This is a genomic window from Frigoribacterium sp. MCBA15_019 (genome assembly GCF_001864945.1).
GTDB lineage: Bacteria > Actinomycetota > Actinomycetes > Actinomycetales > Microbacteriaceae > Frigoribacterium.
Genome location: NZ_MJGS01000022.1, coordinates 79,856 through 104,530 on the forward strand (window position 1 = coordinate 79,856; position 24,675 = coordinate 104,530).

General features: G+C 63.4%; 21 protein-coding genes and 2 pseudogenes. 13 read left to right on the forward strand and 10 right to left on the reverse strand.

Annotated features, from left to right (window positions below; translation table 11 throughout):
- Positions 1 to 14 precede the first annotated feature (14 nt).
- The 4 genes from BIV04_RS15760 (at position 15) to dnaB (ending at position 4,459) form a co-directional block, all read left to right on the forward strand.
- Complete coding sequence (locus BIV04_RS15760) at positions 15 to 965, forward strand: substrate-binding domain-containing protein (RefSeq protein ID WP_071257505.1); 951 nt, start codon at positions 15 to 17, stop codon at positions 963 to 965.
- Positions 962 to 1,996: a ribokinase gene (locus tag BIV04_RS15765; RefSeq protein ID WP_071257508.1), complete on the forward strand. Its 1,035-nt coding sequence runs from the start codon at positions 962 to 964 to the stop codon at positions 1,994 to 1,996. The genes BIV04_RS15760 and BIV04_RS15765 overlap by 4 nt, the downstream gene beginning before the upstream one ends.
- Positions 1,993 to 2,376, forward strand: coding sequence for a D-ribose pyranase (gene rbsD / locus BIV04_RS15770; protein ID WP_071257511.1), 384 nt, complete (start codon positions 1,993 to 1,995; stop codon positions 2,374 to 2,376). The genes BIV04_RS15765 and rbsD overlap by 4 nt, the downstream gene beginning before the upstream one ends.
- A gap of 694 nt (positions 2,377 to 3,070) precedes the next feature.
- Entirely contained in the window at positions 3,071 to 4,459 is a 1,389-nt protein-coding gene (gene dnaB / locus BIV04_RS15775) for a replicative DNA helicase (RefSeq protein ID WP_054145742.1), read from the forward strand.
- A 251-nt stretch (positions 4,460 to 4,710) separates the two neighbouring features.
- Here dnaB and BIV04_RS15780 read toward each other — a convergent pair.
- The 5 genes and pseudogenes from BIV04_RS15780 to BIV04_RS15795 form a co-directional block, all read right to left on the reverse strand.
- Positions 4,711 to 5,013: pseudogene (locus BIV04_RS15780) on the reverse strand (Lsr2 family protein); the annotation flags it as partial.
- Between the two features lie 1,464 nt (positions 5,014 to 6,477).
- Complete coding sequence (locus BIV04_RS15785; RefSeq protein ID WP_143048745.1) at positions 6,478 to 7,797, reverse strand: hypothetical protein; 1,320 nt, start codon at positions 7,795 to 7,797, stop codon at positions 6,478 to 6,480.
- Positions 7,794 to 8,954 carry a DUF262 domain-containing protein gene (locus tag BIV04_RS16600; RefSeq protein ID WP_083396530.1) on the reverse strand — a complete coding sequence of 387 codons (1,161 nt, stop codon included), beginning with the start codon at positions 8,952 to 8,954 and terminating at the stop codon, positions 7,794 to 7,796. Before BIV04_RS16600 ends, BIV04_RS15785 begins: the two co-directional genes overlap by 4 nt.
- 123 nt (positions 8,955 to 9,077) lie before the next feature.
- Positions 9,078 to 10,091: a hypothetical protein gene (locus BIV04_RS15790; protein WP_071257517.1), complete on the reverse strand. Its 1,014-nt coding sequence runs from the start codon at positions 10,089 to 10,091 to the stop codon at positions 9,078 to 9,080.
- Positions 10,081 to 11,739, reverse strand: coding sequence for an N-6 DNA methylase (locus BIV04_RS15795; RefSeq protein ID WP_143048746.1), 1,659 nt, complete (start codon positions 11,737 to 11,739; stop codon positions 10,081 to 10,083). The genes BIV04_RS15790 and BIV04_RS15795 overlap by 11 nt, the downstream gene beginning before the upstream one ends.
- A gap of 109 nt (positions 11,740 to 11,848) precedes the next feature.
- Here BIV04_RS15795 and BIV04_RS15800 point away from each other — a divergent pair, with 109 nt between their 5' ends.
- Both BIV04_RS15800 and BIV04_RS15805 read left to right on the forward strand, forming a co-directional pair.
- Positions 11,849 to 12,763, forward strand: coding sequence for a GIY-YIG nuclease family protein (locus BIV04_RS15800; RefSeq protein WP_218141862.1), 915 nt, complete (start codon positions 11,849 to 11,851; stop codon positions 12,761 to 12,763).
- Positions 12,764 to 13,668: 905 nt separating this feature from the next.
- Entirely contained in the window at positions 13,669 to 14,277 is a 609-nt protein-coding gene (locus tag BIV04_RS15805; RefSeq protein ID WP_071257525.1) for an RNA-binding domain-containing protein, read from the forward strand.
- A 54-nt stretch (positions 14,278 to 14,331) separates the two neighbouring features.
- Here the strand turns inward: BIV04_RS15805 and BIV04_RS17465 are convergent, their stop codons facing one another.
- Entirely contained in the window at positions 14,332 to 14,454 is a 123-nt protein-coding gene (locus BIV04_RS17465) for a hypothetical protein (protein ID WP_255364327.1), read from the reverse strand.
- 24 nt (positions 14,455 to 14,478) lie between these two features.
- Here BIV04_RS17465 and BIV04_RS15810 point away from each other — a divergent pair, with 24 nt between their 5' ends.
- From BIV04_RS15810 to BIV04_RS16915, 3 genes are all read left to right on the forward strand, one after another.
- The gene (locus tag BIV04_RS15810; RefSeq protein ID WP_143048747.1) at positions 14,479 to 15,009 is read left to right on the forward strand and encodes a hypothetical protein; all 531 of its coding nucleotides are present in this window, start codon (positions 14,479 to 14,481) and stop codon (positions 15,007 to 15,009) included.
- Between the two features lie 145 nt (positions 15,010 to 15,154).
- A complete protein-coding gene (locus BIV04_RS15815; RefSeq protein WP_071257530.1) occupies positions 15,155 to 16,918 on the forward strand; it encodes a hypothetical protein in 1,764 nt (587 codons plus the stop codon).
- 733 nt (positions 16,919 to 17,651) lie between these two features.
- A complete protein-coding gene (locus tag BIV04_RS16915) occupies positions 17,652 to 18,500 on the forward strand; it encodes a hypothetical protein (RefSeq protein ID WP_143048748.1) in 849 nt (282 codons plus the stop codon).
- Here the strand turns inward: BIV04_RS16915 and BIV04_RS17550 are convergent.
- Both BIV04_RS17550 and BIV04_RS15830 read right to left on the reverse strand, forming a co-directional pair.
- Positions 18,456 to 18,926 carry a hypothetical protein gene (locus BIV04_RS17550; RefSeq protein WP_071257532.1) on the reverse strand — a complete coding sequence of 157 codons (471 nt, stop codon included), beginning with the start codon at positions 18,924 to 18,926 and terminating at the stop codon, positions 18,456 to 18,458. The genes BIV04_RS16915 and BIV04_RS17550 overlap by 45 nt on opposite strands.
- Positions 18,927 to 18,953: 27 nt before the next feature.
- On the reverse strand, positions 18,954 to 19,664 hold the full coding sequence (locus tag BIV04_RS15830; RefSeq protein WP_083396531.1) for a hypothetical protein: 711 nt from the start codon (positions 19,662 to 19,664) through the stop codon (positions 18,954 to 18,956).
- A gap of 395 nt (positions 19,665 to 20,059) precedes the next feature.
- Here BIV04_RS15830 and BIV04_RS15840 point away from each other — a divergent pair, with 395 nt between their 5' ends.
- Positions 20,060 to 21,115 carry a zinc-binding dehydrogenase gene (locus BIV04_RS15840; RefSeq protein WP_071257540.1) on the forward strand — a complete coding sequence of 352 codons (1,056 nt, stop codon included), beginning with the start codon at positions 20,060 to 20,062 and terminating at the stop codon, positions 21,113 to 21,115.
- 62 nt (positions 21,116 to 21,177) lie between these two features.
- Here the strand turns inward: BIV04_RS15840 and BIV04_RS15845 are convergent, their stop codons facing one another.
- The gene (locus BIV04_RS15845) at positions 21,178 to 21,609 is read right to left on the reverse strand and encodes a hypothetical protein (RefSeq protein ID WP_071257542.1); all 432 of its coding nucleotides are present in this window, start codon (positions 21,607 to 21,609) and stop codon (positions 21,178 to 21,180) included.
- A gap of 294 nt (positions 21,610 to 21,903) precedes the next feature.
- Between BIV04_RS15845 and BIV04_RS17555 the strand changes: the two are divergent.
- A pseudogene (locus BIV04_RS17555) lies at positions 21,904 to 21,984 on the forward strand (DUF2510 domain-containing protein); the annotation flags it as partial.
- Between the two features lie 15 nt (positions 21,985 to 21,999).
- Positions 22,000 to 22,914, forward strand: a complete 915-nt coding sequence (locus BIV04_RS15850) for a hypothetical protein (protein WP_071257544.1) — start codon at positions 22,000 to 22,002, stop codon at positions 22,912 to 22,914.
- A gap of 60 nt (positions 22,915 to 22,974) precedes the next feature.
- Here BIV04_RS15850 and BIV04_RS15855 read toward each other — a convergent pair whose 3' ends face one another.
- Positions 22,975 to 23,286 carry a Dabb family protein gene (locus BIV04_RS15855; RefSeq protein WP_071257546.1) on the reverse strand — a complete coding sequence of 104 codons (312 nt, stop codon included), beginning with the start codon at positions 23,284 to 23,286 and terminating at the stop codon, positions 22,975 to 22,977.
- Between the two features lie 298 nt (positions 23,287 to 23,584).
- On the opposite strand from BIV04_RS15855, the gene BIV04_RS15860 reads away from it, so the two are divergent.
- Positions 23,585 to 24,616, forward strand: coding sequence for an HPP family protein (locus BIV04_RS15860; RefSeq protein ID WP_218141863.1), 1,032 nt, complete (start codon positions 23,585 to 23,587; stop codon positions 24,614 to 24,616).
- Positions 24,617 to 24,675: the final 59 nt, after the last annotated feature.

Consider the following 24,675-nt stretch of genomic DNA (forward strand, 5'->3'; position numbering starts at 1 on the left):
CCGAAGGACACACGATGAAGTTGACCTCGTTCCGCAAGGCCGCCACCGTCACGGCGATCGCCGCCCTGGTCGCGACCGGCACCGCCGGCTGCAACCGCACCCCCGCCGGAGAGGCGGACCGCCCCACGGTGGTCCTGTCGCTCAGCACCCTGAACAACCCGTTCTTCGTCGAGCTGCGTGACGGCGCGACCGCCGAGGCGAAGAAGCAGAACGTCGACCTCGAGATCGTCGACGCGCAGAACGACTCGGCCACCCAGGCCAACCAGCTGGCGACCGCGGCCTCGACCGCCGACGCCGTGATCCTCAACGCGGTCGACAGCGACGCGGCCGGCCCCGCCGCCAAGGCGCTCAACGAAGCCGACGTGCCGATCGTCGCGGTCGACCGCGCGGTCAACGGTGCCGACGTGGCCTCGTTCGTCGCGAGCGACAACGTCGCCGGTGGCGAGCAGGCCGCCAAGGCCCTCGCCGAGGCGATCGGCGAGAAGGGCGAGGTCATCGTGCTGCAGGGCGTCGCGGGCACCTCGGCCAGCCGCGACCGCGGTGAGGGCTTCACCAAGGGCATCGCCGCGTACCCGGACATCACCGTCGTCGCGCAGCAGACCGCGAACTTCGACCGCGCCACCGCGCTCGACGTGACCACCAACCTGCTGCAGGCGCACCCGAACGCGGTCGGCGTCTTCGCCGAGAACGACGAGATGGGCCTCGGAGCGATCCAGGCGCTCGGCTCGCGCGCCGGCACCGACGTCAAGGTGGCAGCGTTCGACGGCACCGAGGACGGCCTCAAGGCCATCGAGGCCGGTACGCTCTCGAGCACGATCGCGCAGCAGCCCGCCGAACTCGGCGCCCTCGCTGTCGACCAGGCCGTCAAGGCCGTCAACAGTGGCAGCGGCGACGAGGGCCCCTCGGACCAGGCCGTCGAGGTCATCACCGTCACGAAGGAGAACGTGGGTGACTTCACCGAATGACCGGTTCTGAATCGCAGGGCGCCGGCGGGGTCGGCATGGCCGGCACGGTCGTCGTGGTCGGGTCGATCAACGTCGACCAGGTCGTGACCGTCGACCGCCTGCCCGTGCCCGGAGAGACGCTGATCGGCTCGTCGATGACCCTCTCCCCCGGCGGCAAGGGAGCGAACCAGGCCGTCGCCGCCGCCCGTCGCGGCGCCCGCACCGTGATGATCGGTGCGGTCGGCGACGACGGACGTGCCGACGACGCCCTGCCCTACCTCCGCTCGAGCGGTGTCGACGTCAGCGGCGTCGACACCGTCCCCGGGCCCACCGGCCTGGCGATCGTCAGCGTCGGAGGCGACAGCGAGAACACGATCGTCGTCGTCCCCGGCGCGAACGCGGCGGTCGGGGCGTCGGCGGTCGGGTCGCATTCTGCTGTTCTGTCCGTGGCTGCGGTGGTCGTCCTGCAAGGGGAAATCCCCGTGGACGGCATCGCCGCCGCGGTGCAGCACGCCGGAGGGCGCGTGGTGTTCAACCTCGCCCCGGTGATCGACGTGCCGGCGGATGTGGTGAAGGCCGCGGATCCGCTGGTCGTCAACGAGCACGAGGGTCGGCTGCTGCTGGCCGCGTGGGGCGCTTCGGCTTCCGGTTCGCAGGCAACGGACGAGGAGGCGCGGGTCGACGACGAGTCGGTCGTCGCCTCCCTGCGCGCCCAGGGAGTCACCTCGGTCGTCATGACCCGCGGTGCCGCCGGTGCAATCGTCTCCGATGCGTCGGGCACCGTGCTGGTGGCCTCGCCGAAGGTGGCGGCCGTGGACTCGTCCGGAGCCGGGGACGCCTTCGTCGGCGCCCTCGCCGCCGGGCTGGCCGCGGGTGCGTCGCTGCTCGAGGCCGCTCAGGACGCCGTGCGCGTCGGGGCCTTCTCGGTGACGGGTGTGGGCACGCAGGCGTCGTACCCGACGCTCGAGGACGAGCTGCCTGCTGCTGCCGCGACTGCCGATTCGACGGAGGGGGCGGCGAACGCCGACTCGACTGCCGGGGTGACCCAGTGAAGCGGGGTGGCCTGCTCAACGCGCAGCTGAACCACGCGGTGAGCGGCCTCGGCCACGGTGACCTCGTCGTCGTCGCCGACTGCGGGCTGCCCCTGCCCCCCGGAGTCCCCGTGGTCGACCTCGCCGTCGTCCACGGCCTGCCCGCCTTCGCCGACGTGCTGGATGCCCTGACCGCCGACGTGGTGTTCGAGGCCTGCACGGCCGCGGACGAGAGCCAGGGCCGCGAGGCCGGCGAGTGGATCACGTCCCGCTTCGACGACGTCGCCTACGTCTCGCACGAGGAACTCAAGCGGCTCTCGGGCAGCGCGCGCCTCCTCGTCCGGACCGGCGAGGCGACCCCGTACGCCAACGTCGTCCTCCGCTGCGGCGTCCCCTTCTGAGGCACCGGCTCCCCTGAACCACGACGGGGACGATGAACCACCCTCCGGCGTGGTGCATCGTCCCCGTCGTGGTTCTTTGTCGTCCGGCCCCTCTTCACTCCCCCGAACCGGCCGCCCTCCGCCCACCCATGAACCCGCTTTCGAACCATGCACCCAGAAGCAACCAGGTGCACCGTTCGAAACCGGGTTCTTCGTCGTCCGGGGGCCGACAGAAGGCGCGGTGCCGGACCCCGATACCGCCCTGACCAGGCCCTTCGCGGGGCCCGCCTTCGGGGGTTACCAGAACCTGAACACTGGCTGCGTCGGTATCGGTTCTCGTGCCCCGAAGTCAAATCCCTTGTGCACAGGCGGATGTCAAATCGGATGTCTCAACCCCCGGTTTAGACAATTTTCTCCACACAGGTGTGGAATCACGAAAGTCCAGGTCAGAGGCAGGTAATCGAACTGAAGTATCTCGTTGTCCACAGCGTGATCCACAGTTCTCCCCAGGGTTGTCCGGCGTTGCTCACCGGTTCTCCCCAGAGTTATCCACAGGTGCATTTGCTGTGGAGAACTCGGTGTCCATAAGGTGTACCCGCGCTCGTCAGAGGTGGATCACGGCGGTTCGGCAGGGGGATGTCGGGGGTCTGTCGTACAACTGCCTTGAGCGTCTTCGGTGCTGCCCCGCACCCACTCGATTCTCGCTGGAGGACCCATGTCGATCGCCCATCTCGGTCTCGCTCCCGATGCGTCGAACAACCGCGATCGCGACCGTGGTGGCCCCGTCAACATGGACCGCGTCCCGCCGCACGACCTGCTCGCCGAGCAGAGCGCGCTGGGCGGCATGCTGCTCAGCAAAGACGCCGTGGCCGACGTCATCGAGACGGTCCGCGGCATGGACTTCTACGTGCCCAAGCACGAGGTCATCTACGACGCGATCCTGGGTCTGTACTCGCACGGCGAGCCCACCGACGTCATCACGGTCAGCGACGAGCTGATGAAGTCCGCCGACCTGTCTCGTGCAGGAGGCGCGGAGTACCTCCACACCCTCACCGGCGTCGTGCCCACTGCGGCGAACGCGGGGTACTACGCGTCGATCGTCGCCGAGAAGGCGGTGTTGCGCCGTCTGGTCGAGGCCGGCACGCGCATCGTGCAGATGGGTTACGCGAGCGAGGGCGAGGTCGTCGACCTGGTCAACAACGCGCAGGCCGAGGTCTACAACGTGGCCGGTGGGGTGCAGACCGAGGACTACGTGCCGCTGAACGAGGCGGTGACGGTCGCGATCGACGAGATCGAGGCGGCCAAGGGTCGTGATGGTCAGATGACGGGTGTGCCGACGGGGTTCGCTCAGCTCGACGCGCTGACGAACGGGTTCCACCCGGGTCAGCTGATCATCGTGGCGGCGCGACCGGCGCTTGGTAAGTCGACGTTGGCGCTCGACCTGGCGCGGGCGGCGTCGATCAAGCACGGGCAGGCGTCGGTGTTCTTCTCGCTCGAGATGGGGCGAAGCGAGATCGCGATGCGTCTGATGTCGGCGGAGTCGAGTGTGCCGCTGCAGAACATGCGCAAGGGAACGGTCGACGCGCGTGACTGGACGAACATCGCGCAGGTGCGTGGGCGGATCAACGATGCGCCGTTGTTCATCGACGACTCCCCCAACATGACGTTGGTCGAGATCCGGGCGAAGTGCCGCCGGCTGAAGCAGCAGCACAACCTGAAGCTCGTGGTGATCGACTACCTGCAGCTGATGACGTCGGGTAAGCGGGTCGAGAGTCGTCAGCAAGAGGTGTCGGAGTTCTCGCGTGCGTTGAAGCTGATGGCCAAAGAGCTGCAGGTGCCGGTGATCGCGCTGTCGCAGCTGAACCGTGGCCCCGAGCAGCGTGCCGACAAGAAGCCCGCGATCAGCGACCTGCGAGAGTCCGGTTCGCTCGAGCAGGACGCCGACATGGTCATCCTGCTGCACCGTGAGTCCGCCTACGAGAAGGACAACCCCCGCCAGGGCGAGGCCGACTTCATCGTCGCCAAGCACCGCAACGGCCCCACCGACACCATCACGGTCGCCTTCCACGGCATGTTCTCCCGCTTCGTCGACATGCCTAGCTAGCGAAAAGCCTGTCGTCCGCGAATTAGTTTGTCGAAATGCCGCCTAGTTTGTCGCTTTAGGCTCGAAGCGACAAAGCAATTCGGACTTGAGACTTGGGGATGCTGCGTCAATCCGTTGGTGGCTTCAGCGCAGCGGGGCCCAAAACAGGCGACTCGTCAACGTAAGCATCCTGAGGCGCGACTTCGCACGCCAAACGGCATACTCCATGCGGAATGGTGGGCGCAGTCCCTCGAGCTGCATTGTGCACCGGGTTAGTGGGCAGCGTTGTACGCGTCGCGCACCGCAGCGGAGATCCGGCCGCGACTTGAGACGATGCGACCGTTCTTGCCGGCCCAGTCGCGGATCTTTTGCAGCTCCGCTGGGTCCGACTTCGCCCGCGGGGTGGGGGCCGCGCTCTTTCGACCGCTCACCTTTCGGCCAGCCGCGACGTATGGGGCAAGAGCCTCGGTCAGCTCGTCAATGTGGGCTCGGCTCAGGTCGATCTCGTACGAAACCCCCTCGAGAGCGAAGGTCACAGTCTTGCCCTCGTCGTTATTGAGCGGCGTGTCATCAAGGTCATCAACAAGCTAAATAAGGGTCTTCTGAGCCAATTCCTTCTCCTTCATCTCTGGTAACCACAGCCTAATTGCCTAGCCCGAACAAGCTAGCTCCCGAGAATGGTGGCCGGGGGCAGGAGATACGCCAGTAGGTACATTTAGGACATGGATTCACCGCGATTGTCGCTCTTAGAAATTCAACCCAGGAAGATGCGAATTTACTACCACGTCTTTAACCGCTCGGAAGAGTTTGATAAGCCGTGGTGGGGCCGAGTCTCGTCACCTTCCGAACACGAGCACTGGCTGTCGATTAGGAGCAATGAAGCCGAGGTGGCTCGGTGCAAGTTCGACCTCTATGGGGCTGCTCGCAGCCATCCGCTCCTAGGAGACATGCCATACGGTCAGCTAGATATCCTTGCCCTGGAAGTAGCCAAGACAAGGCGGGGGCAAGGATTCGGCCGTGACATTCTCCGAGCCATGCGTGTGAAGTATCCGCTAGTAAGGCTGACGGCATTGAACGATGACGACCAGTCACGTGGATTCTGGGATCGCGTTGGCTGGACTAGATACGAGTCACCCCACGTATTTCTTCGGTCTGAAAGAGCAACCTACTCGGAGATCTAGAGGCAGGTACTTAGGGCCATGACGGATGGTGCGCCGGAACGGTCGGTGTCATTACTCTGCGGAGGCTCACGCCGCCAGGGGCCTATGGGGCGTTTGCTGGGTGCCGCGTAGGCGTTGCGGCGGACGTGACGGCTGTTGCGGCCGCGTTGCATCCTTCCTACGTCAGCGGACTCACCGCCTCCTGGCGCCCCGAGCAAAAAGAGGGGGGTTCATGAGCGCGCGGCCCCTTGCGCTCATCGCCTGGCCGTACTGAGGGCGGTAACTAATCACGTGAACTACGAACATGCCCATTAGTCGATCCCCCTCCGAAGGCTGCCGCACCCCGGCCACTCCCCCGGAGTTGCGCTGACCTGGCCGTCTTGATAGGTCAGTCCGAAACGCATCTCGATACAGGAGCCCCTATCGGAACGCTGTTATCGTCTAGAAGATCGAGCCCTAAGCGTCAGTCCTCCACGGCTAGCAAAAGGACCTGATGGGCCTACCGGGGCGTATTGCTTCGCAGCACGAAGAGCGCGCCAGCCTGGGGCTCTCACAACACATCAGGGTGCTGTGACAGGCGCCCCCCATGTCGGGGAACCACGCTCGACATGGCGACATTAGGCGTTGAATGTCAACGCTCCCAATAATCGATTGCATTGGTTCTGGCGGACGAAGACCGTGCTGCCAGCAGTGATTGCCCTCGTATGGCCTGCTACCCCCGAAGGCCTGCCCGGTGGCGGCGATACCGACGCGCAAGGCGCGCGTCGACGACATCGCGACGGGACTCTTCTGGGAATGCTTTGGGCACGGTGAGCATCCTTCCGTGGCAACCGAAAGCCGCACAGCGCAGGAGTCAACCGCACCGAAAGCAGTTCCTACCTAGAGGGCATTGGTGAGATCCGCATACCAAGATTCAGCTTCTGCGCTGTGGTTTGCCACCCACATCTCGGCAAGAACGCGAAGAACCTTCTGCCGTCCATATTTGACGCCAAGGTCATTCACCCAGTCATGAGGATCGAGGCCCTGCTTCCCGTCGAGGAAGAGCGAAAGTTCGTGTTCGGGCACGTTAAGGCGGCGGGCAAGCTCAGGCACGTTTTGAGCATTTGTTACGAAGAGTTCATCAGGGTCCTGGCTTGTAGGAAGGAAAAGTGCCGGCCATCTAGCCGTTTTCGATTTCTTCACGTGCTGCCGCTGGTCCCCGTCGAAGACGTATGAATACGAGAACATCGACGCGGGGCTGCGGGGGAAATGTTCCTGGAGGGTAACCATGTAACCAGCGCCTTTCCCCCAGATAACAGAACTCACCGGTGGGAGCCTGCGGTCGCCTGCTTCCATCAGGACCGTGCAAAGCATCCAAGCGGATTCGTCTTCGACAAACAGGATGTTGCGAATTGGAGCAGGCGACATCAAGGTGTCAGCAGCACCGGGGTCATCTTTTGAGCGCGTTGCCTCTATCGCTCCTGATTCGTCGACCCGCAAGAGAACAAACGCCTCTCGCTCCAACGCACGCTCGATCATCTCGGTGGAGTGGGTGGAGAGTACGAGGGACCAGTCGCGAGAGAGGCAAAGCTGGAGAAGTCGAACCAGGAGCCCAGATGAACCAAGCGGCGGTAGATAGGCGTCTGGTTCGTCGAGGAGCAGCGTCAGTCCCTTGACGTCGCGATACTGCTCAAGAACCCAGAAGAGGAAGTGTATCGAGAACTCGCCCAAGCCCATGTCTCGGGAAGAGAAGGTTGTCCCCTTGTGCTCGACTTCGAAGTAGGGGATCAGTGACGTGGAGCCGCCCCACCGGAACCGTTCGGCGACCTTGCCATCGTTCGGTTCAACCTCGAAGGAGAACCATCTAATTGCATCATAGTTCCGCGCGACGACGCGTTCCGTGTCCTCTTTCCGTTGCTCGTTCGGACCGACGGGATCGACTTCGTTGATCATGTCGGAGAAGTCTTCTCGGGAGCGGAGGACTATAAGGGCCTGCTCGCAGAGGTGGTGGAGATCGAGATAGAGCGCTTCCTCGCCCATTGTCGAGGCCAGAGAGCGAAGAACCCGGGACTTTCCGGCACCGTTGCGGCCGCCAAGGACAGTACAAGGCTGAGCCAGATCGACCTCAACACCTTCGACGATGGTTGGTCTCGGGCCACTGCCTTTTACCTTTTCGAGGAGGTCTTTCCAGACTTGATCCTCCTCGGCCCGTCGGGTCATGAGGCTGGCCACTCGTTAATAAGTGAACCCCACTCAGACTTTTCAAGATAGCTCGCAACAATTTGGTTCCCATCCTCAGGGTCTGCCTCGAGAGCGGACACCAACTGATCAGACCCTCGGTACGACTCGCTTCCGAGGAACGTCGCCTGGGAATACACGTGAATAGCGAGATCTCGGACTAGGACCGATGACACGTCTGTCACTCTGTATGAGGCGCGATCGTCGTATAGACGGAGCATCTCGACGACGGCTCGGGATGCCGAGCGCTCTCCCGTTTTTCCTTCTGCCCTGCTGTTCTCAAAGCTTGTCAGCAAATCTTGGGGAAGTTGTCCGGTCAGACGTGGAGCCCAGTGGCAGTAGATGAGCCACGTTTGCAGGGTTCCTTTGTTGAACCGAACTTTGCTCGTCGGCGTGCTTCGAATTTGCTGAAGGAGCAGGGATGCGGACTCGCGAAGGTGGTCGATCGTGAGGTCAGAAAATGGCTCGGACGATCGGTAGTAAGACTCGACAACTGTGTTGTTGATGTGCTGCCGCAGGTTACCAATCTCAATCGCCACGCAAGTGCGGGCCACAATGTCATCGTAGGCAAGCCGCCCGTTGCTGAACCCTACCGTTGCAGGCTCCAGCAAACCCTGGATAGTCAGGTCCTCGACGAGCCTTTTCACCTGGTCGCGAGCACGCCCGTGCAGTGCATTTCGTTTCTCCGGAGGTGTGAGGTTGTAGGACTGATTGAGCCGGAAAAAGAGCTCGTTGGGTTCTTGCGGGTCGTGATCGCTAAGGGTCACAACGGTGATGACGAAGCGATTGACTGCCCGTCGCGCGGCGACCGGTAGCTGTGAGTATTTGAGGCCATGTAGTTGCTCGATCTCAGCATCGATGGGCTCGATGAGACCATTGACTTTGACCTTATCGTCAAAAAAATCTCTGACTGCAGCGAGCCTTTGTTGGCCGTCTAGAACGACCTCTTCGCCGTCGGTGTCGAGGACAATGTGGATTGCTGGTACATACCATTCGCGTAGAATGGTGTCGACGAGGCGCTGCCGACGTGGGTTGTCCCAGATTTCACCTCGCTGAAAGTCTGGTTGCAGGTCGAGTTCGTTCCCTCGAATTCGACTCACAATCGTTTCGAGCTGAAGATCTGATTTCTCGAGCTTCACTGCTGTCTCCAGGGGTCGGCGTATAAAGGCACCCGAAGATTAAGGTGCGGCGGTGAGTTCAAGTTATCGCACAAGGTCTGCTGGTCTGGGCATCTCAGTTGCGGAGGCCGCAGCCGACCGACATCATCCGGGTATGCGGCGGCGAGCTTCTCGATGCCTATTTACGGGTGTTGCGTCGATGACTTGGTTCACCATTTGCGCCAGAAAGCGTCCGGGCTGCAGCGCCGGGGGGACTGAATCGTGCCGCAGAATTACTCGGGGAAGGTTGGCTACGGCATCGTCCACGGCCGAACGGGGCACGTCTTCAAGCTCATCGTCCCCGTTGGATTCGTCCAGACCGGCCGCCGCTAGAGCGTCGTCGGTAGGTGCACTGTCGGCGTCTTCGTTCGGAGCCGTTCCCTGTCCGTACTCGATCATGATGAGGGCGACGGCATCGTAGGCGTCGTCCTCCCGACCAAGCTTTTGGAGTAGGTCGATCAACCACTCCGCCTTTTCTGCTTCCTGAGTCAAAATCGTGGACCGTAGTCCGTATACGAAGCCGAGGGCGGCGAGGGGGTGCCGCAGACGCAAGTTTTTGGCGTCGCCGTAACTCTCCTCGACGCGGTTGGCAGCGTTCTTTCCGAAGCTGGAGTCCATACGCTTCGTGCTGACGAGCAGCTCGGGCCCGGTATCCCAGTCAGACATGACGACGTCGACTTGCTTCAGATAGTTCTTGCCGAGGATGTTGGCGGACGCCGCGACAACACCCTTCAGAGCAGTGGCCTTCACGAGGCGGGCCTCGACGAGCTCTCGTTCCTTTTTCGGCAGGCCGGCGAGGAGGTTGACGATGGGTGCCGGCATAATCCGCGGGTGCTTTCCCCGCGGCCAGGTCGCGTCCTGATCGAAGCCAGCGCGGCGGAGCTCGTAAGAAATCCACACATCGAGGGCCAGTGCAGGTACCCCTGAAGTTGTTGGTGCGTTGAGGTACAGCGGGACTCCGAGTAGGGTCTCGAGGACATTGAAATCCGGCTCGTACTTGAGAACCCCGTCATTGTCACGGACCCATGGGTTGCTATGTACGTTATCGGGCGCGGCGTCGTCGCAGATGCGATCGAAGATGGCCCAGGCTTTGGACTTCGTAGACGGTTCAGCGGCCACTTTCTGCCCTTGCTACTCGCCGTGCGGTCATAGCCTGGTGTGCCTGACGGACCAGGTCGATCCCCTCCTCGCTGAGAGTGCCAGCATCTAGAAGAAGGGCGCGGTCGACAAGTTCAACAGCATCCATCAGGCCGCCGCTCCTCAGCGCGCGCGCGACCTTGGCCCTGACCGCACGTAGGGCATTGGCTCGCTTTTCTACAAAAGCGGGGGAGGGCATAGCCCACACATCCGCTTCGCGAGGTTCGATCTTCAGAATCCCCCCGCCGTATGACCGGCCCACCATTTCGGCATTCAGCAGCGTTACCGAGTTCAGGGATGCGAGCGGCAGCAATTCCCTGCCAAGTTCCTTGTGCGCGGCAGCGAGATAAACGCCGTGGACGGAATTCAGGTGATGCGTGTGCGCCGCGTTGGTCGTAAGGCGCGGCGTGTCGGCGTTCATGCACGTCAGCAGCAGATCAGCTGGCGGAAGAAGAGGAACCTGATGCCAGGTCTTCCGAACACGGCACTTGTAGGCCTGGTCAACGCCGGCTTTGTGTCCTGCGTCGATGTAGGCCGCTGCTGCCGCGGACGGCTTATCCCCTGGGCGGAACAACCATGTCGACTTACCTGCCTTACCCAGGTCGCTCATGTTGTGGCGGGTCAATGCGAGGCCGCGCAGGTGTGAACTGCCCGGTGGCGAGAGGCGAAGGAGGTCGGTCCGACTGAGGCCAAGCTCTCTGACGCGAGCAGGGGAGAGGGCGAAGAAAGAGTTGTTGCCGGTGACCATCCCGAGGGTGGTGTCGCCCCATGTCTCCAGGTTTGTGAACGCCCCGGATTCACGGAGGTTGCGAAGGGGGCGCAGCGCACTCACTCCGACGAGCAAGCCTGTCCATTTGTCGGAAGCGCTGTTCGGCGACCATCGCAGCGGAACGCCGAGAGTCTCGAGCGCTTCTCCGTCGTGTGCTTGGTGGATGACGGCGTGATCGGTGGGACCTTGGTCGTAGCCTTCCGCGAGGAGGAGAACCACGTCGGCCTCGGCCTCGGGGAACACCTGCTCGTTGAACAGGACCAGCTCCACGTTCTTAAACCGGTCGAAGAGGAACTGGCGAACGGGTGCGGCGTAGTTGACGCTGAGGAGTTCGGCAGGAAGAACGAGCCCCATTCGGCCGCCAGTCTTTAGGAACAGGGCAGATTGGATTGTGAACGCTGCCCAACTCGAGGCCAGGCCGTTAAGGACGACGCCAGCCTTGAGGGCAGCGGCCCGTGAGCGTGTTCGAGACTCACCCGTGAAGTCTTGGTAGCGGATGTAAGGCGGGTTTCCGATCACGGCGTCGTACGTCGGGACGGGGTCGACCAGGAAAAAGTCGTTGTGTGTGATATCGGCGATGCCGCCGGCCTCCGTTATCCGGTCCGCCGCGACTGTCGCGCTGTGGGCGTGGATCTCGACCCCGGCAACCTTCGGGCGATCCGCCCCGAGATCGCTAAGGCGACGAACGGCTTCGACGAGGAAGGCCGCATCGCCGGCGGAGGGTTCCATTACAAGGTCGCCTTCCGCACGGATAGCCCAGTTGGCGATGAAGCGCGTGAGGGGTTCTGGCGTAAAGAACGCGCCTCGCGCTTTCCGGAGATCCGCCGTGTCGGTGACCGGGGGGAGGGGCGCGATACTCACACACCCATTCTTAGGCAAACCGCCGACGTTCGATGCCAACCCGCCCTGGGGCGGACTATTAACGGTGGACAACCACTGTCATAAGCTGCGACCGAGGCGATGAGGGGGAGTGGTGGCCAATTCAGGTAAGTCCGTTCGGCTGTTTCTAGTTGATGGAACACCCGGCGGGCTCGTGACGGCAGAGATCATGAATTGGACTGGTCATTTGCTCGCAGGGCCAAGATCCGATCTGCCGGCGTTGCTCCGCCGCGAAGAAGCGCGCCGCACAGGCGTCTACCTGCTTTTGGGAGATGCCCCCGACAGCGTTGGTGGCCTCCAGGTGTACATCGGCGAAGGCGACGACATCAGCACCCGCTTGACAAGTCACGCGCGGGAAAAAGACTTCTGGGAGAGAGCAGTACTCCTCACCAGTAAGGATGCAAACCTCACAAAAGCGCACGCCCGATACTTGGAATCTCGTTTTCTCCAAATCGCCCGTACCGCGCAACGCTCCGAACTCCAGAACGGGACGGCACCACCCCTTATCGCCCTACCCGAGGGCGACATCTCGGACATGGAGTACTTCATCAGCCAAGCGCTCATTGCCCTCCCTGTCCTCGGGGTGAACGTCCTTCGAGGTCCGGCAGTCACGACCGCGATCGCAGAAGCGGTGATCGATACCTCGTCTCCGAAGGAGGCCGAGGTTCGCTTCGTCCTCGCAAATCGCAACGACAATCGAATCGCATACGCGACCGAGGTGGACGGCGAATTTACGGTCCTTGCGGGGTCACAGGTGAGGCAGAAACAGAACGGCAATGGGTCCTACGTGACCCTCAGGGAACGACTCGAACGAGACGGCACCATCGACGCGTCCACCGACCCAGCCGTTTTTACGAAGAACCAGGTGTTCGCCAGCCCGTCGGCGGCCGCAGCCATTGTGGCTGGCCGGTCGGCGAATGGACGAACCGCTTGGACGGAAGAAATATCCGGGCTCTCTTACGGAGCCTGGCAGAACCGCGACCTCGAGGACTTTTCGCATGAATGACACCGCACCTTTCCCCAAGCGTCGTACGACCTAGCGTCTTAGTGCGCTGGCGAACTGGTCGCGCAGTGTCAATGCGCTGGCATCAATGATGGTTGTCCCTCGGAGCGAAACTGAGTTCGATGCCTAGTACCTGGTCACACGACCGCGGCAGTCCGCATCGGCACATTATGCGTCTGGGACAACGAATATCGATCCGCTCGTCTCCGCCAAAGCCCTCCGAGACGTCGTCGTCGGGATCGAGAGAGCCAGCCCTAAGAGAATGGGCGCAAATCTCTTCGAGGGGAACCCTTCGATATGCTCGCGGTCATTGAGGCATTTCGCCTCGCTGAATTCGTAGAGCCCGTCAACGACGCGTTTAGGCAACTCGTCGAGGGCAGACCTGCTATGTCGGACACGCTCAGACGGACGATCTGGCCAGTCTTTGCTCGCAGTCCTGTGGGCAACGCAATGCAGGAGCTCTCTTCGGCAGATGACTCCTACTAGGGCGCGGTGCATCTAGAGGACTTATGCGCGAAGGCGACAATCAAGGCTGCTGTTGCGTGCCTGAAAGGGCGTCAATAACTCTCCAATTTTCGCTTCAAAGCGTCATTTTTCTTTACAGACGACAAAGCCTCGTGTCGACGCGATGAGCAGGCTGTCTCTCCGGCATCCAAATTGTCCGTAGCGATCGCTTGGACAAGCTAGCTGGCGCTCACGAACACGGCGATAGGGCGGACCCAGGCCTTCTAACCAAACCGCCACTCCCAGCACCGCTGTACTCTCCAGTTATGCCAATGAGCGTCGATCTAGATCGCTTGCGCGGGCTGCTCGCGCACGGCGCAGAGTCGGATGTTCTCGATTTCAAAGCGACGTGGGAACTGCGGTAAAAGTCCAACCTCATCGAGCTGTGCAAAGACACCGCCGCGTTGGAATTCGTCCCCGACGGCGGTTACATCGTCGTGGGCGCTGACGATCACGGGTCACCGAGCGGCATGTTTACTCCTCAAGCCGCCCGCGACGTCGATGAGCAGAAAATCCGATCCAAGGTCGCCGCTGTTCTCGGCGAGCCCATCGACCTCAGCGCAGCGCTCCAATGCATCGGGTCCAACAATTTTCTTTTGATCGGCATCGGCCCGAACCGGGACGGGATGCGGGTCATGTCGAAAGACGGCGAGTACGAGAACAAAACAGTCTGGCGCGCCGGGGATGTGTTTGTCCGTCGCGGCACCTCCAGTGTTCGCTGGCATCAGCATGAAGCACGCGGCATCATTGAGCGAGTAGTCGCCGCCCGCAAGGAGGAATGGCGCCGAGACATCCTCGAGACGATCCGCGTTGCAACCCCACCCTTCGAGCCGGGCGGGTTCGTGAACGTGAACGTCGAGATGCCAGCTGAGTCGTTCGGCGCAGCAGTCACCGAGCTGATTCGCCTGGGCGACGAAGTCGGCCTCGATCTCCTCCTTCGGAAGAGGATCAGCAATGCCGTCGCTCTTGTCGATGCCGCCACGGGCAAGGACGCTAGGGCAGTCGCGTCTTAACTAGGTGATCAGCTCGGCCGGCTTGACATCCTCGCTGCGCTCTCCGCGCGCTTTTCAGTAGGCGGGACCTTCTCCCGAGCAATCGAGGGTTACCGAACTGTCTATGAAGCGGTCGATGAAGACTTCGTCAGCCAGCCGCGCCGATTCCCGCTCGGCCACAAGGAAGTGCTCAGGCATCTCTATGCCCTCGGCGCTGTTCTCGTGCAGAAGAAGCAGTGGAAGAGCCTGGCAGCCCTGGTCCGCCTAGCACCCATCAGTACGCACGGTGGCTACTGGAAGTCGCTGCTCCGAAAGGCCGAAGTCATGGTCGCCCGAGCTGAGCTTCTGAAGGACGAGGAAGGCAAGCGAAGCGGCGTCATCAAGGCCGTGAAACCCGTAGCCGCTCACCTTTTCGACTCGCTCGGGGACGCCCAACCGCGAGATGTCACAAATCTGCTGGTTGAGTTCGACATCTACCGGGGCGTCGCGAACGCCGGTAAAGATAAAAACGTCAAGCTCGGCGCATACAACAACTTCGCCCTCTACAACTCGGCAAGGGCGGAGCCTGCGTTCCTCACCCTGCTCGACGATCCCGTCGCCCGCGCCGCACTCTTTGACGGCACCGATGCGGAGCTGGCGGCCGCGTACCGGCGCATGAACAGGGCGGCAGTACGTGAAGCCCTCACCTATAACGGCTGGGACGGCTTCGAGAATTTCCGTCTTGTATCCTTCTCGGGGATAGTTGACGACTAGTGCGTCGCCCGACCTCAGTGGCCAGTGAAGCTGAGCGGAGCAACCCGAAGCGCCACCGACGTCGCGACAGACTGCTCACCTCCTATCGCCTCCGATGCGAGGATGGCATCCAGGTGATGCCAAGAAGACGGAAGGAGGCACCCCGATGACCGCGATCCCGTGGACTGTCGTGGACCCTGAAACCATCGAGCGGATGATCGCGGTTGGGTTGTGTCGCCGACACCAGCATGCACGGCGCATTAGACCCTCCCAGGGTGACGGTGGATTAGACGTCTTGGTACCCGCAGGGCAGTCGCAGTTCCACGTCGAGAACTACCAGGTCAAGAAGTTTGCGGACGGACTCGACGACTCGCGGAAGAGCCAGATCAAGAAGTCTCTGAAAACTGCGATCTCGACCCATCAGGACACGACCTCTGTCTACACCATCTCCAGGTGGTATTTGGCGCTGCCCATGGACCTCACCCGCGAGCAGGAGACATGGCTCGCAAACGTTGCTACAGAGCTCAGTGCACCGTTCCCCGTTGAAGTTTTCGGGCTCACCCAGATCGAGGATCTGCTGCTCGAATCGCCGAACATCCGCGAGTACTACCTCGGCGACGGCATGGACAGGGTTCGCGAGATCCTGAACCAGATGAGCAGCCTCACCGGGCTCCACAACCTCGCGACGGATCCGACGAAGATCGAACCTGGTAACGCGTCAAGTTCTCTGGCGGACCTTCACCAGCAAATCAACGCGGCGGACCCGCACTTCGACTACGACTACCAGGTAACGACGGACCTGCCCGTCATCAAGCCCAGGGTCGGACTCGTCGCCAGCGTGATCGCACAAACGAGTCCCGAGGCGCCGCACGTTACCTGGCATGTCTCCACCAAGTACGACAGCGCCCTGGAAGACCGTCCTATCCCGGGTAGCTACACCCTGTATCCCGAGCGGATGACCCCCGAGCAGCGCGAGGCATGGGAGCAATGGCAGGATTACGGTACGCCCGTCACCCTCCACGGTGATGTTGTCGACGATCTCACTATTGACCTCCCCGGAGGGCTGGGCGGCGAGCTGCCCGCCAGTGACAACGTGCTGCGAATCGGCCCGGCTGTAGGTGAGTTCGATGACGAACCAACCGGCCGATCCCTTTGGGTAATCGAGGACATCGAAGGCAAACACCTGGCAGAGCGGCTCTTCTCGCTGCGTCGCACAGGACGCGGCATTGCTGGAGGCGAACATCTTCACGGCACCGACGCAGAGGACTACATCGGCGTCGATCTTTTCGTGAAGATGAACACCCCGAAGGGGAACTCCATGAAGGTGAAGCTCGATGTGCGCGGGAACCGTTGGGTGGGCGAACCCGTGCAACGAGTCCTGCCAGCGCTGCGCTTCTGCGGTTCGTGGGGTAACGACAACAGGCTGCGCCCACAAGACGAGTTCGGTCTCCGTGTTGCCGAGCATGCCTTCACGCTCAGTGGTGAGGCGCCCATCTCACCTGCCCTGGTAGCAGCCGTCGAGGACCTGGCGCGAATCAGCACGGCGACGAAACGACCCATCGCGCTGCCCGAAAGCATCCATGCCCTGGCGGACCAGAAGGGCGTAGGTCTGCGTATCATCGCCGACACGGTCGCCGGATTGGAGCCTGAGGTTGACATCGGCGAACTCGTCCTCTGGTACGAAGATGACCCTGCAGCGCTCGACGACTTGATGGCACGCGCCGAAACCGGGAAGCTCACTGTTCCCTGGGCGATGCCCTTTCCTCTGCTCGGCGACGATTTCGAGTTCGCGTTCAACCTCGAGATCACCGGCGAAATCGTTCTCGTACCTGACGTCGAGAGCGGCCCCGACGCGCAAAGCCGGAAGGCTGTTCGTCTCGTTCCCGCGGCAACGACCCGCGGTTGTCTGCGCCAGAATCTCCCTTCGTAGGTGTGCCACGTCCTTTCTCTCAGATCCGTGTGCCCCCCTTAGCTGTAATTTCCCGTGGGGTTGTGGGCACGAGCTCGTGGGATTGATCGCCGAGGCCGATACGTGGTCGGGGCCCGGGCTTGAGTGCTGAAGGACGACGGCAAGTGCTTCCGTCGCCACGCATGCGCACTCGGACGATCTAGCTGGCGGAGAACGCAGACGAGTTGTTGGTGACGAGGACGACGATCTGTTCGTTCCGGACCATCTACCGCAGGCGTCGACACCTCGCTTGCGTACACTTCAGCCTTGTGCTCGTATTCACAGCGGGATCGAGGACGTGAAATAGTTCGACAAATATCGGGAAGTGAAACGATAAATTAGCAACGGTCAAGATAGGGGCACCGGCCTCAGGGGTGTATTGGGACCGGAAGCGCCGTCCGCTCGCTTCTGAATGACAGATGCCCTCACCCCATACAGGCACCGAGGGCCGCAGGTACGTAGCTGCCTTCTGGATGCTGTGCATCATCGCGAGGCCAACGCGCGCGCGTTCTGCCTCCCCAAAAAGTCCAGGGGACAGGCCCGTTAGGGGTAGCACGGCAACGTTGGCCACGTCTACGTGAGGTAAGCCTCCAACCGCGATCGTGACGCATCCGTCACGGCCCGCGGAAGGAAGGAACCACAAGCCCGGAATTGGGCTGGCGAAACAACTGCAGATAGGGCGACGTGACCGTAACTTTGTCGGCATAATCTAATAATGGAAGATGATGTCGAATCAGGCCGTCACGAAGAAGAGCTGATTATGCTCCTGGCGCAGCAATGCGATCAGCTAGTTTATATCTCACGCGCTATCGGTTATGACTCATTGCACTCTCATCAAACATGCTTCCTCAACCCCCGCTTCTCTAAGTACCTGAAGAGTTTTGAGTCGGAATCAGGCCACTTCACAGGGTTGGATGGATGGCCTGTCGATTTGGCTGGGCGTGCAAAGGAGCTACTTCTCGAGATCTTCGCCGATTGGGAAAGCGACAACATGCCAGTCACGTGGCTGCGCGAGGTGCTCCCCGACTGGACTGGACGACTCCTAGTAACTACTCGAGTTGTTCATATCGAGCCAGTGGTCGATGAAGCAGGATTGGTATCCGGCGTTGCCCTCATCGAGAATCGCCCGTTATTCCAGGCACGCGAACTGCGCGCCGACTCGCTTCTTCTCGCACTTCAGCAGATGGATCTCGACGATCATGGTGGCCAAAGCAAATTGCACCTCCACCCCCTCGACCGAAAGGGCGGAAAGCACCTCGGCTACAAGCTGGTCTTTGACGCGGCGCAGGGTCAAGACTGGCTCGCCTGGGAGGATCATGGCGACAAAGCCTGGAAGCGCCCCTGGGGCGACCCTGCGGTGAAGCCGCTCCCGAAATCAACGAGCACTGCCTTGCACATGGGGTCCCTCGCCGCCGTACAAGCAGACCGCAAGACAGTTAAGGCCCGGATGAAGTTCACGGAGTGGGCGGCGCTTTTTGAGAAGGCGTCCTTCAGTTCTTATGTCGCCCACCCTGAGGTGCTAAGACCGACCCGGTTCCCTCACGCGGCGCCTGGGGAACACTAGGTGAAGGTGAAGACGGCGGCGGCAGAAACAAGTCAACCCCGGATTTAGCCAAAATCTGGGCAGACCCGGGTGCCAGTTAGGGGATCGTCTATCGCGGCCGGTCGCGGCGGTGCCGTCGGTGCGTTCCGCGACGAAGGTGAGGGGAGCCGGGTCGCCGATGAGGGTGGGGGAGGGCGTGAAGGTGATCTGGCCGGTGGTGGGCTGCACCTGCCCCTTGCCGTCGTCGGTCGTGACCACGGTGGTGGGCGTCTCGTTCGGCTGGATCAACACGACCGACTCGGGCACGAGGGCGGGCACGGCCGCGGGCAGGTCGAAGACTGCCGGGGCGCCCGCGGGGGCCGTCACAACGACGTCCGGCACCGTCACGACCGGCGCCGGCGGCACCACGGGCGCCGCAGTCACCGTCGGCGTCGCCGTCGACTGCACCGAGTCACCGGCGACCGTGTCGACCCGCTACGACACCGGCGTCGCCGTGCCAACGAAAGCGGGCTCGGGCGTGAAGACCAGCACCTCACCGTCGACCGTCCAGGTGCCCTCACCGGGCACCACTACGGTGGCGGCGTCGACGCCGGAGGGGTTTACGAGACGGAGGGTGGCGGGGGAGACCGGCACCGCGCCTCCGTCGTTTTCGGTCACCGGGAGACGCTGGGGGATGCCCTGCTCGCCGGTCGAGGTGTCCGGCCTCGCGACCTGGGTCACCGAGGGCATCAGGGTGGAGGCGGCGGTCGCTCCGGCCGCGTCGGTCACGACGTAGGGCACCGGCGTCGTCGTTCCCGTGAAGGCGGGCTCGGGCGTGAAGAGCACGGTGCCGGCGGTGCGGTCGAGCTCGTAGCGTCCCTCACCGGGGACCACGACGACCGTGCCGTCGGCGTCCACCGTCGCCCCGGCCGGAGCCTCGAGACGGGTGGCCGCGGGGTCTAGTGGCACGAGCGGGTCACCCGCGGTGGCCACGACGGGCAGGGTCTGCGCGGCTCTCTGCGTGCTGGTGACGGCGGTGGGGGAGGCGACCGGCTGCACAGTCGTCGCCGGCCTCGGTGTCCGCCTGCGCGACGTGGGGGTGACCGGGCTGAGGGAGAGGGGGCGGGCATGCCGGCACCGCGCCTCCTCGGGGTGAGGTGTTTGGGATGAGCCGAGACGGTATGAACGCCATGCGATGCGTGACATTTCGGTTTGTTCTACGGTGGGTGTAGCTCGTGCCGGGCGGGCTCTGATCGGAGGAGAGACGTCGATGTTCGAGAACGAATTCCACGGGGTCGGGTGACGCAGGCCGTGTCCCGCTACGAGTTGCAATGGGTGGTCGTCATTAACTCCGTCGTCATTGCACTTTTCGCTGGCGTCTACGCCCTGGACGTCGACGGATCGGTCTTCTTGGGACTCCTAGTCATTGCCGCCATGCTCGGGCAGATCAGCTCGGCGACACGACCCGAGCGTCCCGAGAAGGTGGCCCAGCGCGAGGCGGACGAGGCGCCGAGGGGTAGCTAATGAGCCCCACCCGCGCTCAGGCCGTGCTCGCTCCCTAGGCTGAGCAACACCTGTCGTCCACGTCTACCCTGGTGGGCATGACCGATCTGCCTGCCCGCACCCGTTTCGCCACCGTCGACGCCGAGCGCTCGGTCGCCTTCGCCGAGGCCGACCTCGAGGCTCCGGGGGAGTGGCAGGTCGTGGTGCGCATCCGGTACACGGGCGTGTGCGCGACGGACACACACGGGTGGGCGTCCGGCGGGCTCATCCCCGCCGCGGTGTTCGGCCACGAGTGGACCGGCACCGTCCTCGCGGCCGGCAGCCGGGTCACGACCGTCGCCGTGGGGGACCGCGTCGTCGCCAGCGTCGGCCCGCCCTGCGGCACGTGCGCCATGTGCCGCGCGGGACACCCCGACCACTGCGACACCGCCTTCGCCGAGGCCAACGGCATCTCGCCCGACGCCCCCACCCACGGAGCCTTCGCCCAACACGTCACCGTCCACGAACGCCGCGTTCAGCGCGCCCTCGACGGCCTCACCGACGAACAGCTCGGCCTCGTCGAACCCACCGCCGTCACCTTCCACGCCGTCCGTCGGGCCGGCCAGCGCCTCGGCTCGGTCGTCGTGGTCCAAGGCGCCGGCCCCATCGGCCTGCTCACCGCCCAGCACGCCCGCCACGACGGTGCCGGAGCCGTCGTCATCGTCGAACCGATGGAGGCGCGGCGCGAGACCGCCCGCCGCCTCGGCTTCACCGACGTCCACGCTCCTGGGGAGGGTTTCACGGCTCGTGTGCTCGAGCTGACCGACGGACTCGGGGCGGACGTCCTCTATGAGTGCACCGGCGCCTCCTCGCTGTTCCAGTCGAGCGCCGAGCTGGTCCGCCGTGGCGGGACGCTCGCCCTGCTCGGCTACCCGATGACCACCTCGGAGGTGTCGTACGGCGACTGGCAGAGCCGCGAGCTGACGGTCATCGGCAGCCTGGCCTACACGCACTCCGACTTCGTCGGCGCGATGCGTGCGCTCGCCGACGGCTCGGTGGAGGCGGGGCCGCTCATCACGGGGACGGTCGGGCTCGACGAGCTGCCGGGGTTGCTGGTGGAGCTGGACAGCGGAAAGACCGAGCACGCGAAAGTGCTGGTGGCGCCGAACGGGTGAGGGGTGGCGGCTGAAGCGTCAAACCGATCGTGTCTCGAGGAGCCGACCCGCGCCTCCTCGGGTCATTGCTGGTCGGGCACGCAGGCGTAGTCGTCGCCGAAGGCGTCGGTGACGCGACGGATGGCCTCGGGGGTGCCCCACTGTTCGATGTGCTCGCAGGCGTGGTCGGCCCGCGACGCGTACATGCCGAAGGCCCCGACGTCGACGTAGCCGTAGTCGTAGCGTTCCGAGGGGCGTCCGCCGGCGCCGGGCTCGTCGGGCAGGTCGATGACGAAGCCGTCGGGGAAGCGCATCTCGACCCCGTGCGGTGCACAGGTCGGGAGGGCCTCCGTCGTCAGGTCGGCCACGATCACCGGGTCGTAGGTGGTGCAGTACGGGAGGCGCGCGTCTGAGCCGGACAGCACGAGCGGCACGTCCGGATCGGCCCGCACCGCGAGCACCAGCAGCACCGACACCACGAGCAGCGCGGTGAGGATGCCGGCCAGGACCTTCATGAGGTGAACCTACCGCCGAGCGACCCCGCTGCGATCCCGGGGGAGGAGGCGCCTGCAGGACGCGCTGGTCATCCAGCCCCGAAAGTCGCACACCGGGGCTGCGAGGATAATTCGCTTTCCGCTATGGTGTCGCGAGCAGGCAGTGGTGAAGCGGTCGAGGAACTCCCGATCGCCGACTCCTGACCTTCTGGTGCAGTCACTCCCGCTCGGACTCCACCAGGCTTCGCGACGATCCCCCGACGGACGTCCGGCGTAGCTGCACACCTCTGTCGACCCGACCCGAAAGATAGACACTTGCCTCACGAGACGCCCGCCGGCTGGTACCCAGCACCGCACGCCAACAACGAACCGCGTTACTGGGATGGACAACGGTGGCACGACGCCGCCCCGATGGTCACCGAGGTGCCGACGATGCCCGCACCAGTTCCCGACGCCATGCAGGTTCCGCCCGCCCAGCCGGGTCCTGACGGGCAGCAGGCTTCGCCCGTCCAGCCGAACGGCATTGCGCCGGGGGCTCGGTCCAGGAAGCTGGCTCTGGGAGCTCTTTTCGTGGGAATCGCCGCGTTCCTCACGGGCCTCGTCCCTGTGCTCGGCCTTTTGCTGGCACTCGGAGGCGTCACTCTGGGCATCTTTGCTCTCGTGAAGAAGCAGCAGAAGAACGCTGCCGTCACGGGCCTTGCCCTCGGTAGCGTCGCCCTGCTCACCGGCATCATCGCGACGTCTGCCGCGCTGGCCGGCCCCGGCACGACGGCGACCGAAGCAAGCGTGATCGAGACGGCCGAGGCCACGACCGAGGTCAGCGAACCTGCCGAGCCGACGGAGGAAGCGCCCGCGCCCGAGGCCTCTGAGCCCGCGCCGGCGGCGAGTGCGGCACCAGCCGCCACCGGCACGATCGAGAGTCCCGCACCACAGCCCTACGTCGCCAAGGGATTCCTCGGCGGGGAGAAGTACAGCCTGACCGCGCGAATCGTTGACGCGAACGCCAACGCGCTCGTCGCGCAGTGGAACATGTTCAACGAAGAAGCCCCTGCGGGCTTCAAGTACGTCGTCGCAGAACTCGCCATGACGGGAATCGACCCGGACGGGGTCAAGCCGTCGCTGGCGTCCTACGATCTCTCTCTGGCGACTCCTGAGGGCAACCGGTACGACAGTGAATACATCATCTTCGGCGACGGGATGCCTTCGATGAGTGATGGCCCGAAGCTCTACCCCGGCTCGGCCTTCACGGGTTACACGGCCTACATCGTGCCCGAGGCGGCTCAGTCGTTCGTCCTTTACGACAACGGTCAGTACATCGCGTTCTAGCCGCGAACGCGGCAAGCGCAGGAGGCGCGGGTCACGTGACCCGCGCCTCCTGCGCCTGCCCTACGCCCGGACGTCGAAGACGACGACGCGGGCGGACGCGTCGCCGAGGTAGCTCGCGACCGGCTGGTGCGAGGGGTGGGGCAGGTAGCCGTCCCGCGCCGCGGGGTCACGGAAGCGCACCACGAGCATCCAGTCGAAGCCGGCCTCGAGCTGCTCGGGACTGACGCTCTCGCCGCTCGACACCGACAGCACGCCGTCGATGCCGGTCAGGTGCTCGGTCGACAGGCGCGACGCCTGCTCGGCCACGTCGGCCGGGGCTCCCTCGGCCCACTCGACCAACACCACGTGCACGATCTCGTTCGTGTCGGCCATCCGCGCATCCCCTCGTCGGCGTCGCCGCCACCGGAGGCGGCACGCCACCCGATCCTCACACGGGCGATCGATGCGCGGTTGAGGGGGCAGCGGATGCGACTTTTTGCGACTGAAGTTTGGCGACCTGCACTGCGGGGTGAGGTCGACGCCGCCGGGTCGGCGCACGCCTCGTCGTCGTCAGCCTATGGAGGCGCAGCAGGATGGCGGGCCGCGGACCAATCCGGCTTACGGGCGCGTGTTGTTGTCCGAGAGAACAGGAGAGGACGGCATCAGGCCGACCCATGGGGGGAAACATACGATGCAAGAACCGACGGTCGACACCAATTTCAACGACACCAAGATCTACCTCGAAGTGCTCAAATCCAGCGCACAGCCCATTTCGATCCGACGGTTGATCGGTTACTGGGGTTACGAGAGTCGCGGTAAGAACAGGGTCCAGACCATCTACAGCGATTTGGCCAAGATGGGGTTGCGAACCAACCCGCCATTCGACGGGGGGCATCTTGATCTCGAAGTCCTCATTGAGCGCGACAGCCCGGAACAAGTGGTGCTGGCCGTTTCCGAGCAGCCGGCGGATCACCTTCTGACCTTGTCTCGAATCGACTCGGCCATGTACGCCTTGCGCCTCCGGGATCAGGGCGCTGTCCGCGGATTCGTCACGAGGGAAACCCTCGTCGCGGATGCCCTCACCTTGATGATGCGTCATGACTTCTCGCAGCTGCCCGTCGTGGAGTCGCTCGACCGCCCCGCCGTGGTCGGCATCTTCACTTGGGAGTCGTTCGGGCAGTCGACGTTGCGGGGCGAGAGCCCCACAACTGTCGGAGAAGTGACGATGCCGACACCACCGGTAGATCTCCACTCGGACCTTTTCGCGAGTGTCGCCCCCGTGACCGATCGAGGGTACGTGGTGGTTACCTACCGTGGATTGCTGTCAGGGATCGTCACCTCCTCTGACCTCGCTCTTGAATTCGAGGAGCTGGCGTTGCCTTTCTTGGCGGTCGGGCGATGCGAACGAGAGCTGAAGAGGGTGGCGAGGTCACTTCTAAACGAGGCTATTGCCTCGTCTGCCAAGCCTCTCGACGAATACTCGTTTGGCAATCTCCAGCACCTATACGCGAACAACTGGCCGCAACTGGGTTGGTCTCTCTCGCGGGACGAGTTCGTCTCATGGCTCGACTCCACCCGGCGGCTGCGAAACCTGATCGCTCATTTTGACGACCCGGACGAGAACCTCTTGTCGGGAATCGAAGCCGTCCATCGTCTCACGACCTGGCTGTCAGCCATCAAGACCCCGGAAGTCGATGTGATCGCCGAGTCAAGCGGGGCATAACTGTCAGCTGCGGAGGTCATTCTCGGGCCCGATCGTCGGCTGTGGCACGGGTTCCATCC

Coding starts and splice junctions, on each gene's coding strand:
- BIV04_RS15760 (WP_071257505.1), top strand. CDS start 15: ATGAAGTTGACCTCGTTCCGCAAGGCCGCCACCGTCACGGCGATCGCC.
- BIV04_RS15765 (WP_071257508.1), top strand. CDS start 962: ATGACCGGTTCTGAATCGCAGGGCGCCGGCGGGGTCGGCATGGCCGGC.
- dnaB (WP_054145742.1), top strand. CDS start 3,071: ATGTCGATCGCCCATCTCGGTCTCGCTCCCGATGCGTCGAACAACCGC.
- BIV04_RS15785 (WP_143048745.1), bottom strand. CDS start 7,797: ATGACCCGACGGGCCGAGGAGGATCAAGTCTGGAAAGACCTCCTCGAA.
- BIV04_RS17465 (WP_255364327.1), bottom strand. CDS start 14,454: ATGCCTGAGCACTTCCTTGTGGCCGAGCGGGAATCGGCGCGGCTGGCT.
- BIV04_RS15815 (WP_071257530.1), top strand. CDS start 15,155: ATGACCGCGATCCCGTGGACTGTCGTGGACCCTGAAACCATCGAGCGG.
- BIV04_RS16915 (WP_143048748.1), top strand. CDS start 17,652: ATGGAAGATGATGTCGAATCAGGCCGTCACGAAGAAGAGCTGATTATG.
- BIV04_RS15830 (WP_083396531.1), bottom strand. CDS start 19,664: ATGTCACGCATCGCATGGCGTTCATACCGTCTCGGCTCATCCCAAACA.
- BIV04_RS15840 (WP_071257540.1), top strand. CDS start 20,060: ATGACCGATCTGCCTGCCCGCACCCGTTTCGCCACCGTCGACGCCGAG.
- BIV04_RS15845 (WP_071257542.1), bottom strand. CDS start 21,609: ATGAAGGTCCTGGCCGGCATCCTCACCGCGCTGCTCGTGGTGTCGGTG.
- BIV04_RS15850 (WP_071257544.1), top strand. CDS start 22,000: ATGGTCACCGAGGTGCCGACGATGCCCGCACCAGTTCCCGACGCCATG.
- BIV04_RS15855 (WP_071257546.1), bottom strand. CDS start 23,286: ATGGCCGACACGAACGAGATCGTGCACGTGGTGTTGGTCGAGTGGGCC.
- BIV04_RS15860 (WP_218141863.1), top strand. CDS start 23,585: ATGCAAGAACCGACGGTCGACACCAATTTCAACGACACCAAGATCTAC.